The sequence below is a fragment of the uncultured Campylobacter sp. genome (genome assembly GCF_944323605.1).
In the GTDB taxonomy this organism is placed as follows: domain Bacteria; phylum Campylobacterota; class Campylobacteria; order Campylobacterales; family Campylobacteraceae; genus Campylobacter_D.
Map to the genome: position 1 here is coordinate 150,755 of NZ_CALUTC010000002.1, position 13,007 is coordinate 163,761.

The window sequence follows — 13,007 nt, forward strand, 5'->3', positions numbered from 1 at the left end:
TATATTAGAAAAGGTTTTTATATGTCAGCGAAAATTTTACTTTTAGAAGATGATTTAAGTTTGAGCGAGATAGTAGAGGAGTTTTTGCTTGATGAGGGTTATGAAGTAAGCCTTGTAAATGACGCAAAAGAGGCTTTAGATTTAGCTTATGAAAAACATTTTGATATTTGGATTTTTGATGTGAAAGTTCCAAATGGAGACGGCTTTTCTTTGTTAAAAGAGTTAAGGGAGGCTGGCAAGGATACTCCTACTATTTTTTTGACATCTTTAAACACTTCTATGGATTTTAAAGAAGGATTTGAAGCTGGCTGTGATGATTATATAAAAAAACCTTTTGAGCTAGTAGAACTTTCTATACGTATAGAAAATTTATTAAAAAGATCTTTCGCACATAAAAGTGAAGATTTTGAAGACTTAGGCAATGGGATTAAATTCTTTTTAAAATCTAAACTTCTATACAACAATGACAAATTATGCCCTCTACCAAGTAAAGAAGTGAAGCTTTTGTCATTGCTATTGCAAAATAAAAACCGTTTTATAAGCACAAAACGAATTTTTGAGGAATTATGGGATTATGATGAAGAACCTAGCGAATTGAGTTTAAGAGCTTATGTAAAAAATTTAAGAAAATTGCTTGGCAAAGATGTTATAGTAAATCAAAGAGGTAAGGGTTACTGTTATGTCAGAAGCTAAGTGGGTTATTAGACGAATTTTGTTTGTTTATTTAACCACTACGGGTATTTTTTTGCTTATATTTTTTTCATTGTGGTATGAAAAATTATATAATGAGCTGGTAAGATCTAAAACATTGCCTTTGGTGGATATACACAGAACAGTTGTTTTAACTATGGTTAATGCAAAATACATACCTGCTAGTGAGCTTTGTAGCGATATATCAGTAATATCTAGTGTTAAATTTGCTATAAGTGATGGAAAAAATTTGCTCTGTTCTTCTCTTTCTTTTGATATTGAAGACTTTAACCTTTCTAAAAGCAATAGAGGCATTTATAAGGATAGAGCTTTTTTTGTTGCACCTATGGATACGTCTAATTATTACATAAACACTCAAGAGGACAATTTTTCTTATGTTCAAGAAAAAATTATAGAAAATGGTCAATTAAGGACATTTATAGAAGGGGAATTTGTAGGAAATGAGCTTAGTATGATTAGGTTGAAAGTTTTTTCAAGTGCTTTGTTATCCTTTATTTTGATAGCCTTAATTTCTTATTTGCTTATAAAAATAGCTCTAAAACCTTTAGAAAGCAGGATAAAGATGTTAAATTCATTCATCAAGGATTTTACGCACGAGATAAATACCCCTTTAAGCGTGATATTGCTTAGTATAGAAAGATTAGAGCAACAGCTAAAAGATATAGATAAAGTAAAGTTTAACCGTATGAAATTAGCCGCGAAAACACTTTCTCAAACTTATTCTGATCTTGTTTTTTATACTTTTCCGCAGTCTATGGACAGCGAAGATGAGAATATAAAATTAAAGGATATGATAGAAGAAAGACTTGAATATTTCAAGCTTTTTTTTGAGCAAAAAAAGCTTACTGTTACAAGTGAGCTTGATGAAAATAGCCATATTTTTGCAAATAGAAGCAAGATAAATAAGCTTTTTGATAATCTTATAAGCAATGCTATAAAATACAATAAAAAAGGCGGTTTTATAGATATAAGATTAAAAGATAATACTCTTAGTATAAAGGATAGTGGTTGTGGTATGAATGAAAAAGATATACAAAAAATCTTTGATAGATACACGCGTTTCAATAAAGATCAGGGTGGTTTTGGCATAGGATTAAATTTGGTTAAAAGTATATGTAAAGATTATAATATACAAATAAACTGCCTTTCTGAACCACAAAAAGGCAGCGAATTTAAATTAAACTGGTCTTAATTTCTAAAACTCATATCTAAATTTTGTAGATCTCTTGACATAGAGTCTTCATAATCTTCTCTTTTATCAAAGCCACCACCAAAGGCTTTGATTATATCAACTACAGAGCTAAGTAGAGTATAAACAGAGCTTTCATAGCTTAATTTTGCGTTTAAATAGTTTCTTCTAGCGTCTAACATATCGTTTAAGGAGCTATTTCCATTTTCATATCTTACTTGTGCTAATTGGTATATTCTTTCTTGAGATTTTAAAAGCTCTGCGTAATTTTTTTCATTATTAAATGCCATTTCTCTATTAACCAGTGCAGTCCTAACTTCACCAAGTGCATTTTTTAATATATTTTCATAATTTAAATAAGCCTCATCCTTAGCTAGTTTAGCTAAATTTACATTATATCTTATTTCCCCCCAGCGAAATATAGGCATAGTTCCATTTGCACCTGCATTCCAAGTGAAACTTGAACCTTGTGTTAAATTATTAAGTTGTGAGCTACCAAAACCTAACATTCCTGTTAAAGATATATCCGGCAAATACGCAGTCCTAGCCACGCCAACTAAGTAATTTTGCTGTTCCAGCCTTTTCAAAGCTGCTGCTATATCAGGTCTTTGAAGCAAAATTTCAGAGCTTATGCCTTGAGGTAATTCCACTTTGAAATATTCTATATCGATTTTATTTGAAGTAGAATACAAAATATCATCTAAATTTGATGAAACAAGTATCATTAAAGCTTTGTCATTATTATCTTTGTTTGCTTTGGCTGTTTCAAGCTGGGCTCTAGCACTATCAAGCTGGGCTTTGTAGCTATAAAGTTCGTATTCACTGATAGCTCCCATTTTATAAAGCTCATTATTTAATTCATAAGTTCTTTCATAGTCGCTAACAGTTTGTTCTAATATTTTAAGTTGAGAATTCAAATTTATAGCATTAAAATACATTTTTACAACATTAGAAACTAAAGTAAGTTTTGAGCTTTGATAATCATATATAGATGCTTCATATGCTCTACTAGATGCAAGATAGCCATCTCTATATTTTCCCCATAAATCAAGTTCGTAGCTTAAATTTAAGCCCATATTAAAACTATTTGAAGTTTGTCTTCTACCGGACATATTTGTTGGAGAGGTTCTGCCGCTACTACTTCTAGTAACTCCAGCTTGCCCATCTAGTTTTGGCAATAAATTACTTCTGTCTATCCCAAGCGTTTGGGCTGCTTGTTCAAAGCGTATAAAGGCTATTCTTAAATCAGTATTATTTTGTAAAGCTTTATCAACAAGCATATTTAAGTCTTTATCATTAAATATTTTCCACCATTGCTCGTCAAAAGATACTTTAGAAGCTGATCCAAATGGGCTACAGTTTGTTCCACCACTTTTTATACATTCATTCATATTTATATTTGCATTAAATCTGGCATCTGGCTCTTTGTAATTTGGCGTTAAAGAGCAAGACACAAGAAAAAAAGATGATAATAATATAATAATTTTAGTGTGCAACGACATTTGTTTTACCTCTCTTTTTATCTAGCCATTGATTAAAACTTTCTAATAAATAGAAAAACAAAGGCACAAAAAATAATGCCAAGGTTGAAGCTGCCACCATTCCACCTATTAGCCCTGTGCTTAGTGCATGCCTACTAGCTGCTCCTGCTCCCGTTGCAAAGAAGAGCGGCACAATACCTAAACAAAATGCTAAAGAAGTCATACAAATAGGTCTAAATCTTAATTTAGCCGCTTCTATAGACGCATCAAAGATACTTTTTGCTTTTTTTAGGTGCTCTTCCATAGCAAATTCTACTATCAAAATAGCATTTTTAGCCGATAAGCCTATAAGCAACAATAAACCCGTCTGAAAATATATATCATTATCTAGCCCTCTTATCCATACTAGCAACAATGAGCCAAAAACAGCAAATGGCACAGCCGTTACTACCGCTAAAGGCATTAGCCATCTTTCATATTGTGCTGCAAGTATTAAGAAAACAAATATAAGCCCAAGTATAAAAGATACTTGTCCGGCTCCAGAGCTGGAAACTTCTTGATAAGCAGAACCAGACCAGGCTATAGTGTAATCATCCCCAAGGGTTGTTTTAACTACATCTTGTATAGCACTTATAGCTTGTCCTGATGTGTATCCAGGTGCAGGTTGTCCTCTAACAAGAGCAGCCGGGAAGAGATTAAATCTTTTAACATCATCAGGTCCTATGCTTCTTCTTAGTGTAAGCACAGAATTTAAGGCTACCATAGAGCCATCTGCTGAACGAACGAATATATTTTTAAGAGCTTCTTGAGTGTTTCTAAAATCTCCCAAAGCTCTAACATTTACTTGGAAATTTTTACCTAACATAGAAAAGTCGTTTATATAATATGAACCTATAGTAGATGAAATCGTTGTAAATACGTCTTGTAAGCTTAAATTATAGTATTTTATCTTATCTCTATCTATATCTAGGTGAAATTGTGGAAAGCCAGTATCAAGCGTTGTTGTAACCTGGTTTAATTCCTTTCTAGTCGCTGCAGCAGCTAAAACTTTATCCACATCATCTTTTATTTCTTCATAGCTTTTTCCACTTCTATTTTGCAAAAACATATCAAAGCCTCCGGTAAGTCCTAGACCTTGTATAGGAGGTGGAGTTAGAAAGAATGTTTGTGCTTTTTGATTTAGAAAATATTTCATATTTAACTGTTGCGCTAATTCAAATGAGCTTATGTCTCTTTCTTTAAAGTCTTTTAAATTTATAAAATGTGCTCCGGCATTTTCTTTAAGGGAGCTTGTAAAAAGGTCAAAGCCCATCATAGACATATATCCAGTTACAGCAGGTATTTTTGATATATCAGATGATATTCCATCCATATAATCAATAGTTCTATGTAAAGATGAGGCTGGAGGTAAATTTGTAATAGCCATAATAAAACCTTGATCTTCTGCTGGAACGAGAGAGTTAGGCACCATTTTAAAAAGCCCATACATTGCTAAAAGCATAAGAATAAAAAATACAAGCGCACTTTTTATATGGTTTAATACAAAAGAAACACCTTTTGCAAAAATTATAGTGCTATAATCAAAAAAATCATTGAATTTTTGGACTATTTTAAAAGGTTTTCCTTCATTTCTTCTTAAAAACAAAGCACATAAAGAAGGCGTTAATGTAAGTGCTACAAAGCCAGAAATTGCAACCGATATAGCCATAGTTAGTGCAAATTGTTTTTGTATTTGTCCGACAAAACCACCAGTAAAAGATACCGGTATGAAAACCGCACTTAAAACAAGCACTATAGAAATAACAGGAGATGTTATTTCTTTCATAGATTCTATGGCTGCATCTTTTATTGAAATTTTATCATCTTCATGCATTATTCTATCTATGTTTTCAACCACTATGATAGCATCATCAACAACTATACCTATGGCTAATATCAACGCAAAAAGAGTAAGCAAATTTATACTAAAGCCAAGTATATAAATTCCTATAAAGGTTCCTAATAATGATACAGGCACAGCTATTAGAGGTATTATAGTGGAGCGGAAATTTTTTAAGAACATATACATAACCAAGGCAACTAAAACCAAAGCCTCTACAAATGTTTTGATAACTTCATTTATAGACTGTGTAACGAAAGTGGTAGTATCATAAGGCATATCATATCTAAGACCTTCTGGAAAATTCTGAGATAATTCAGCCATTTTAGCTTTAACTAGCTTGGAAACTTCCAAGGCATTTGCACCAGATTGCAAATTTATCATTATAGGAACAGCGTCGTTTCCGTCTATTCTACCTTGAGATACATATTGTTGAGAGCCTATTTCAACTTCTGCTACATCTTTTATCCTTAGAAAGGATTTGTCTTCATTTACCCTAAGTATAACATTTGCAAATTCTTCAGGCGTTTTTAGCCTTCCTTGCATATTTATAGAATACACATAAGGAGATTTCATTTCTACGGGTTCTTCCCCTATTTTACCCGTTGCATACTGTGCGTTTTGCTCGTTTATTGCAGCTATTACCTCTGCTGCTGTTATTTGAAATTTATTTAATAAATCTGGATTTAGCCAAATTCTCATAGAATAATTTTTGTTTCCAATAGCTGTTGCATCACCAACTCCAGGAACCCTTTTTATATCGTCTAATACATTTAACAAAGCGTAATTATATATGTCAGTAGCGTCCATAGAACCATCTGTTGAAGAAAGAGTTATCGCACCCAATGAGTCGGATGAAGCTTTTCTAACAGTTACTCCTAATCTTCTTACTTCTTCTGGAAGCTTTGCTGTCGCTGCTGAAATTCTATTATTTACATTTATTGTATTTTGGTCTGGGTCAGAACCTATGTTAAAAAACACTGTCATTCTCATAGTTCCTGATGATGAAGCCGTTGTTTCTATATATATCATATCTTCAACACCGTTTATAGCGTCTTCTATCGGTATAGCCACGACTTCAGCTATGGTTTTTGCGTCAGCTCCAGTATATGTAGCAGCAACGCTTACTGTTGGAGGTGTCAAAGATGGATACTGCTCAACAGGTAGTGAAATCATAGCTATACCACCGGCAAGCGATATGATAATAGCTACGACAGTCGCAAATACAGGTCTATTTATAAAAAAAGCAGAAAACATTACTTGCTCCCAACTTCTTGCACGGCAGCACCAGGTCTTATTTTCTTAAAGTTGTCTAATATTACCTTATCGCCTTCTTTAAGCCCCTTATCTACAACAACAAAATCATTTGTTTGATATACTATACTCACTACATTTTTTGTAACTTTACCATCTACAACGGTATATACAAAGGTATTTTTCTGATCTTGTAAAAGAGCTACTTGAGGAATTTTAAAGCCTCCTTTTTGCATAAAACCATCCGTTGTTATGTTGGTAAATACCCCTGGTAAAAGCTTGGTATTGTTATTATCAAAAATAGCTTTAGCCTTAACGCTACCGCTTTTTTCATCTATAACAGAATCTACAAAGTATAGTTTGCCTATTATATCCTCTCCCAAGACATTTATTTTAACATCTACATTTTGAATTTCCCAAGATCCACCTGATAACTGTCTGTTGAAATTCAATTTTTCAACATCTGATATATAAAAGTCTGCGAATATGGGATTTAAATTTGTAACTCTAACAAGTTCTGTTGTGCTAGCATTTACATAGTCTCCAACATTTATAAGTGCATCTCCAACTATACCATTAAAAGGAGCTCTTACACTAGCATAATCAAGATCTAATTTAGCGTTAGCTACCTGTGCTTTAGCACTTTCTACGCTTGCTTTTGAGCTATTAAAAAGAGCTAATGAAGCATCGTATTCTTTTTGTGAAATAGCTTGTTTTTCTATCAAAACTTGATTTCTACTATAATCTTTTTTAGCATTTTCAAAATCAGCTTCTGCCACTAAAAGTGCAGCTTGTGCTATATCTAGAGCCGCTTTGTATTTATCTGGTTCTATTTGAAACAATACCTGATCTTTTAAAACCTTATCGCCTTCAGTAAAAAGCTTTTGAACTATTTGACCGCTTACTTTTGCTCTTAAAATAACGTCCTCATCGCTCGTTAAAACAGCAGGGTATTTAAAGCTTAACTTTATATCTTCTGCTTTTGCCGTAAGTATAGTTACTGGTTGAGGTGGCATTTGTGGCGGTTTAGGTGGCTCTGAGCAAGCTACTAAAAATAATAATGGTAAAAATAAATAACTTTTTTTGAAAAACATATAATATCCTCTTTTGTTAAGCTTTTATTAAATTTTTGTAACTTGTATTACAAAATTGTAAAAAAAGATTGTATCATTTTTATAGTTAATATACAGTTAATTAAGGAGTCTCGTAAAAAAGGTAGTAGTAAATTCTATAAGATCCTTTTTTTCATCTTCTGTCATTTTTGTATCTCTAATATTTATTCTAAAAAAGCAATGTTTTGATAAGAAATCAAAAAACATATGAGATATTAAATCCGCATTGTTTGATATAAATGGATCTTTTGATAAAGACAATATATCTTTCATAATTTTTAGCGAATTGCTATCATCTATATTTTTCATTAAAGTTATCATATTGCTATTTTTATTATAAATTTGGGAAAATACTATCTTCATTAAAGCATTATTGTCTTCATTGCTGTAAAGATTTACAATATAAGTTGCTAACTTAAAAATTATTTCTTGTGGTGTGTCATTTTTTGTATTTATTATCTCTTTTATATTATCTTCATCTTTTCGTATCATTTCTTTTATGATTTCAAAAAATAAATTTTCTTTATTCTTGTAATGTTCGTATATGCTAGATAAGGACCCGCCAGATTCTTTTACTATATCTTTTAAATTTGTAGCTTCATAGCCATTACTTAAAAAATGTTTAAGAGCTACTTCTTTTATCTTTTCTTGTCTTTGTATAGATTTTTTTGATTTTTTTTGTGTTTGCATTACAATTCCAAAAAAATAAATTCTTTATGTTATTTTAGTATAGTTTTGAAAAAAAATATAAAATATTTTTAAAAAAATTAAAAAGAGGAAATTTATGCTAAAAAAAGAAATTAAAAGATCTTTAAACAAAAATTTAAAATTAGACTGTAAGACCGCATTTAAGCTAATCAATAAATTTAAAATTAGTATAGATGAGTTTATGTCTGTTGTGAATTCTTTAAATATTCGTATAGATAACTGTGAATTAGGCGTTTTTGGGGAGCTTAAGTACTCTAAGATGGCTTATAAAAATTTTGATGTGCTTGAAAAATATATAGATAATGATAAAAAAATTTCTTGCAAAAAAGCCAGAGAATTAGCAAGTAAGTTGGGTTTTGACTTGGTGCGTTCTAGTATAATGAATTTTAATATAGATGTTAAAAACTGCGAACTTGGTTGTTTTAAGGAAAGAAACAAGCTTTATTCTGTAAAGACAAAAACATGGATAGAAGACGCTAATAAAAATTTGCTATTTGGCAAGGGTCAAGTTATGCTTTTAAAAAATATACAAGAAGAAGGTAGCATACTTAATGGTGCTAAGAAAATGGGCATACCATATAAAAAGGCTTGGCTTCACTTGCAGTCATTGCAACACCATACTAAAGAAAAATTTATACATACAAAACAAGGCAGGGGAGCTAATTCTGGCACTAAACTAAGTGAAAAGGCTTTAGAATTTATAAGTAAATACTTAGAGTTAGAAAAAGATATAGAAGAATATGCAAACAAGAGATTTAAAGAGCTTTTTTTAGATACGAATAAAAATTCTTAGTTTTTGTCTTAATTGTTTATTTAATATTAAAAAGTAAAATCCCTACAATTTTTTTTAAAGGAGAATATATGCTTTGTCCTGTTTGTAATGTAGATTTAGTTATGAGTGAGAGAAGTGGTGTGGAGATAGATTACTGCCCTAAATGTCGTGGAGTATGGCTTGATAGGGGAGAATTGGATAAGATTATAGAAAGAAGTGCTTCATCGCAAAATCAACAAGATTATTCTAGATCTAATGCTAACTACAATAATGAACATCGTAATTATAACGATGGTTATTACAAAAAGAAAAAAAGAGAAAGTTGGATTGGTGAGCTTTTTGATTTTTAATCCCGTTTTTTTAAACGGGGCTTTACATCTTGTCTTTTGCCTCTATCCCCATTAAAGAAAAACCAGTTTTTATACTTAGTGCAACTACTGCAAATACCTTTAGCAAGGACTGTTCATTTTCGCTGCCTAAAACTCTATTTTCGTTATAAAATTTATGGAACAAAGAGGCTAGGTTTTTTAAATAATCACTAAGTTTTTGTAAAGCTCTACTTTCAAATGCATCGTTTAAAACGTTTTCTAAATTTAAGGCTTCAAATAATAAATTTAACGCCTCCTCATTTAAGGCATTCATATTGGCATTTATAATATCTTTAGGTGTTTTTTGTGCTTTTGAAAATACTTGATTTATCCTAGCGTGTGCGTAATTTATATAGAAAACGGGATTTGAACTATCTTGTTTTTTTAACTCATCTACATCAAATTCTAGATGAGTATCGCATTTTTTACTTAAGAAAATAAATCTTAAAGCCTCGCTTCCTATCTCGTCTAAAACATCTTGCATTAATATAAAATTTCCAGCCCTCTTGCTCATTTTGTAAGGTTTTCCAGCTTTTAGCAATGAAACCATTTGTGCTAATATTATTTCTAGCTTATTCTCGTCAAAGCCTAAAAAATTCATAGCAGCTTTAACCCTAGCTATGTAACCGTGATGGTCAGCTCCCCAAATGTTTATAAATTTATCGTATTTTCTACTCATTTTGTCTTTGTGATAAACTATATCGGCAGCCAAATATGTAGCAGATTTGTCCTCTCTTATTATGACCCTATCTTTTTCATCTCCTTTTAAAGATGAAGCAAGCCAAATTTTTCCATCTTTTTCATAAGCACCGCCGTTTTCTTTTAAAAGGTTTATGGTATTTTCTATATCTTTGTAAAATGTTTTTTCACTTGAGTATTTATCTATATAAATTTTTGAATCCGCCAAGGTTTTTTGTATATTTAAAAGCATTTTATCTTTAGCCCAAAGTGCTAGGCTGTCTATATTTTCTTCTTTAAAAAAATCTTTATCAAAATGTAAAAAAGCCTCATTTGCCAAATCTTTTATGTATTCTCCCTTGTAATATTCATCTGGGTAGCAAACTTTTTCTTTTAAAAATTCATCTTTTATGCATAAAAAAATTGATAGTCCAAGCATATAAATTTGCTTTCCGCCATCATTTATATAATACTCTGTATCAAATTTGTAGCCAAGATGTCTAGCAATCCTTGCTAACGTATCTCCAAAAACTGCACCTCTTGCGTGCCCTATGTGAAGCGGTCCTGTTGGATTTGCACTTACGAATTCAAGCAAGAAACTTTCAGATTTTTTATCTCCTTTTGCAAAATTTTCTGACGAAGTTAAGGCTTTTTGTGATAGTTCATCTAAAAAACAAACAGATAGCTTGAAATTTAGATAGCCATTGACAGCTTCTACTTTTTGAAAGTATTTATCTTCCTTAAAAAGCATAGCTAATTCATTTGCTATTATAGTCGGATTTTTTTTAAGCTCTTTAGCTAAAGAAAAAGCCAAAGGAGTAGCTAAATGAGCTAATTTTTTATCTTTTGGACTTTCTAAGACAAAGTCTTGCTTAAGTTTTTTTCTTATATGTTCATATATAGTTGATTTCAAGCAATCAAGCCTTTTTTTCCTCTGTTTTTACATTTTGTTCGCTAGCATTAAAGCTTTCATTGCTCGCTTTTTCTTCTATTTTTTGAGAATCCTTTTTTTCATCTTGTGAAGACATCTCATCTTTAAATGTTTTTATTCCTCTTCCTAATCCTTTTGCTAATTCTGGTATCTTTTTAGCCCCAAAAAGTAAGACTATAATCAACAGTATAATCAGCCACTGTCCCGGTCCTATAGAACTTAATCCCATTTTATCTCCTTAAAAATTACTTCTTCCACTCTTGTAAAATTTTATCTAAATTATATCTCTTAATCCTTAATTTTTCCGCTAAAAATATATTTTTTAATGCAGTGTAAGATTTTGCAATATCTTCATTTATTATTAGATAATCATACTCTTTTAAGAATTTTATTTCTTTTTCCGCATTTATTAATCTATCTTTTAAATTTGCATCCATAGAATTTCTATTATTTAGTCTTTTTTCAAGTTCGCTAGATGTTTTTGTGCTTATAAAAACGGAGCAAATTTTATCTTTAAATTTTTCTCTTGCTATTAAAAAGCCTTGCACGTCTATATCAAAAACCACTATTTTGCCAAGATTTAATGCTTTTTGCACTTCATTTATAGATGTTCCATAGTAATTATTATGCACTAAAGCGTATTCTAAAAAATTGTCTTGTTTGATTTTTTTTTCAAATTCATCTTTACTTATAAAATGATAATCAATCCCGTCTTTTTCTCCGTTTCTAGGTTTTCTAGTAGTGTGAGATATGGAAAAATAAAGCTCATCTTTAAAATCTTCTAAAAGTTTTGATAAAAGGGTGGATTTTCCAGCCCCACTTGGACCTGATATTAAAAAAATAAAAGATTCTTTCAATTCTTGTCCTCATTAAAATTTATGCTTATATTTATATTCATATTCATACCCTTAAGTGCCGCTTTTAAAGTATCATCTTTTATGCTAGACTTTATAGCTCCAGCTATACTTTGGCTAAGCTCATTCATTATTTCATCATTGTTTTGTGTGTTATTTTGTGCTTTTGAATGACTATCTATCTCGCTTTCATCATTATCATTAACCAATTCCCCGAGAGCTTTTTGCATATCGGCTTGATTTATGGATTTTAAATCCTCTTTAAAGTTCGTATTATCATCATCTGCGTTAGCAACTGTTTCGTCTTTGATATTATCTAAATTAGGTTCTATTTGAGTATTTATTTCTGGTTCTTGCTCAGGCTCTTTATCCATTTCATTTAGTATAGCAAGTTCCTCTTTTATCTTATCTTGAACAGTTTTTTCTTCCACATTATCTGTATCATCAATTAGACTAGGTTTTATTTCATCTACAATATCTTCTTCTTGTTGATCTTGACCTATAAATTTAGCGTCTTGAGGTATATCGTCAAAATTTATTTCTTCTTCTTTCTTTTCCTCTACGGTGAATGGTTGCTCATCAGGCAGCAACTCCTCATCTAAAACCTGCGTTTCGTTTGTGTTAGTATCTTGTTCTATTTTATCGTCATCATTTTTAATTTCAGGCAAGAAGTCTTCTATCTCTTCTTTTGCTTCATTCTCGGTATTTTGTGAGAGAATTTCCTCTGTATTTTCCTCGTCTTTATTTAGCTCATCTTTGATTAAGTCATTTTCATCATCTTGTTTAAGCAAAGATTCATCTAGTATATTATCATCTTTATTTATATCATCTAAGTCGGTATTTAAGTCTATAGCCTCGCTGTTTTCTACTTCAGTTCCCTCTTTAGCATCATTTATAAGATCTTGTTCGTCTTGTTTTACATTCAAATCAGGTTCTAAGATATTTTCTTCTAATACATTATCTTCTATTTTTTCATCTATATTTATTTCATCTTTTATTTCATCTTTTATTTCATCTTTTATTTCATCTTTTATTTCATCTTTTATTTCATCTTTTATTTCATCTTTTAT

At 31.0% G+C, this 13,007-nt stretch carries 11 protein-coding genes and 1 pseudogene; 4 read left to right on the top strand and 8 right to left on the bottom strand.

The genetic code is table 11. The features are described 5' to 3' along the window. Nucleotides 1-21: 21 nt before the first annotated feature. Nucleotides 22-693 (top strand): response regulator transcription factor, encoded by a 672-nt coding sequence (locus Q0J35_RS02455; RefSeq protein WP_297192955.1) that lies wholly within the window; start codon nucleotides 22-24, stop codon nucleotides 691-693. Continuing rightward, the gene (locus Q0J35_RS02460; RefSeq protein ID WP_297192956.1) at nucleotides 680-1,903 is read left to right on the top strand and encodes a HAMP domain-containing sensor histidine kinase; all 1,224 of its coding nucleotides are present in this window, start codon (nucleotides 680-682) and stop codon (nucleotides 1,901-1,903) included. Before Q0J35_RS02455 ends, Q0J35_RS02460 begins: the two co-directional genes overlap by 14 nt. On the opposite strand, the gene Q0J35_RS02465 is transcribed toward Q0J35_RS02460, so the two are convergent. The 4 genes from Q0J35_RS02465 to Q0J35_RS02480 form a co-directional block, all read right to left on the bottom strand. Further along, nucleotides 1,900-3,402 (bottom strand): TolC family protein, encoded by a 1,503-nt coding sequence (locus Q0J35_RS02465; RefSeq protein WP_297192957.1) that lies wholly within the window; start codon nucleotides 3,400-3,402, stop codon nucleotides 1,900-1,902. The genes Q0J35_RS02460 and Q0J35_RS02465 overlap by 4 nt on opposite strands. Beyond that, nucleotides 3,386-6,517: a multidrug efflux RND transporter permease subunit gene (locus Q0J35_RS02470; protein WP_297192958.1), complete on the bottom strand. Its 3,132-nt coding sequence runs from the start codon at nucleotides 6,515-6,517 to the stop codon at nucleotides 3,386-3,388. The genes Q0J35_RS02465 and Q0J35_RS02470 overlap by 17 nt, the downstream gene beginning before the upstream one ends. Next, the gene (locus tag Q0J35_RS02475) at nucleotides 6,517-7,608 is read right to left on the bottom strand and encodes an efflux RND transporter periplasmic adaptor subunit (RefSeq protein WP_297192959.1); all 1,092 of its coding nucleotides are present in this window, start codon (nucleotides 7,606-7,608) and stop codon (nucleotides 6,517-6,519) included. Before Q0J35_RS02475 ends, Q0J35_RS02470 begins: the two co-directional genes overlap by 1 nt. A 96-nt stretch (nucleotides 7,609-7,704) precedes the next feature. Then, nucleotides 7,705-8,316 carry a TetR/AcrR family transcriptional regulator gene (locus Q0J35_RS02480; RefSeq protein ID WP_297192960.1) on the bottom strand — a complete coding sequence of 204 codons (612 nt, stop codon included), beginning with the start codon at nucleotides 8,314-8,316 and terminating at the stop codon, nucleotides 7,705-7,707. 94 nt (nucleotides 8,317-8,410) lie between these two features. Here Q0J35_RS02480 and Q0J35_RS02485 point away from each other — a divergent pair, with 94 nt between their 5' ends. After that, a complete protein-coding gene (locus tag Q0J35_RS02485; RefSeq protein WP_297192961.1) occupies nucleotides 8,411-9,127 on the top strand; it encodes a hypothetical protein in 717 nt (238 codons plus the stop codon). Nucleotides 9,128-9,195: 68 nt separating this feature from the next. Then, nucleotides 9,196-9,456, top strand: a complete 261-nt coding sequence (locus Q0J35_RS02490; RefSeq protein WP_297192962.1) for a zf-TFIIB domain-containing protein — start codon at nucleotides 9,196-9,198, stop codon at nucleotides 9,454-9,456. 22 nt (nucleotides 9,457-9,478) lie between these two features. Here Q0J35_RS02490 and argS read toward each other — a convergent pair whose 3' ends face one another. The 4 genes and pseudogenes from argS to Q0J35_RS02510 form a co-directional block, all read right to left on the bottom strand. After that, nucleotides 9,479-11,065, bottom strand: coding sequence for an arginine--tRNA ligase (gene argS, locus Q0J35_RS02495; RefSeq protein ID WP_297192963.1), 1,587 nt, complete (start codon nucleotides 11,063-11,065; stop codon nucleotides 9,479-9,481). 4 nt (nucleotides 11,066-11,069) lie between these two features. After that, the gene (locus Q0J35_RS02500; protein ID WP_297192964.1) at nucleotides 11,070-11,312 is read right to left on the bottom strand and encodes a twin-arginine translocase TatA/TatE family subunit; all 243 of its coding nucleotides are present in this window, start codon (nucleotides 11,310-11,312) and stop codon (nucleotides 11,070-11,072) included. A 16-nt stretch (nucleotides 11,313-11,328) separates the two neighbouring features. Further along, nucleotides 11,329-11,940 carry a guanylate kinase gene (gmk, locus tag Q0J35_RS02505; RefSeq protein ID WP_297192965.1) on the bottom strand — a complete coding sequence of 204 codons (612 nt, stop codon included), beginning with the start codon at nucleotides 11,938-11,940 and terminating at the stop codon, nucleotides 11,329-11,331. Next, nucleotides 11,937-13,007: pseudogene (locus Q0J35_RS02510) on the bottom strand (hypothetical protein); the annotation flags it as partial. The gene gmk and the pseudogene Q0J35_RS02510, both read right to left, overlap by 4 nt.

Coding starts and splice junctions, on each gene's coding strand:
- Q0J35_RS02455 (WP_297192955.1), top strand. CDS start 22: ATGTCAGCGAAAATTTTACTTTTAGAAGATGATTTAAGTTTGAGCGAG.
- Q0J35_RS02460 (WP_297192956.1), top strand. CDS start 680: ATGTCAGAAGCTAAGTGGGTTATTAGACGAATTTTGTTTGTTTATTTA.
- Q0J35_RS02465 (WP_297192957.1), bottom strand. CDS start 3,402: ATGTCGTTGCACACTAAAATTATTATATTATTATCATCTTTTTTTCTT.
- Q0J35_RS02470 (WP_297192958.1), bottom strand. CDS start 6,517: ATGTTTTCTGCTTTTTTTATAAATAGACCTGTATTTGCGACTGTCGTA.
- Q0J35_RS02475 (WP_297192959.1), bottom strand. CDS start 7,608: ATGTTTTTCAAAAAAAGTTATTTATTTTTACCATTATTATTTTTAGTA.
- Q0J35_RS02480 (WP_297192960.1), bottom strand. CDS start 8,316: ATGCAAACACAAAAAAAATCAAAAAAATCTATACAAAGACAAGAAAAG.
- Q0J35_RS02485 (WP_297192961.1), top strand. CDS start 8,411: ATGCTAAAAAAAGAAATTAAAAGATCTTTAAACAAAAATTTAAAATTA.
- Q0J35_RS02490 (WP_297192962.1), top strand. CDS start 9,196: ATGCTTTGTCCTGTTTGTAATGTAGATTTAGTTATGAGTGAGAGAAGT.
- Q0J35_RS02500 (WP_297192964.1), bottom strand. CDS start 11,312: ATGGGATTAAGTTCTATAGGACCGGGACAGTGGCTGATTATACTGTTG.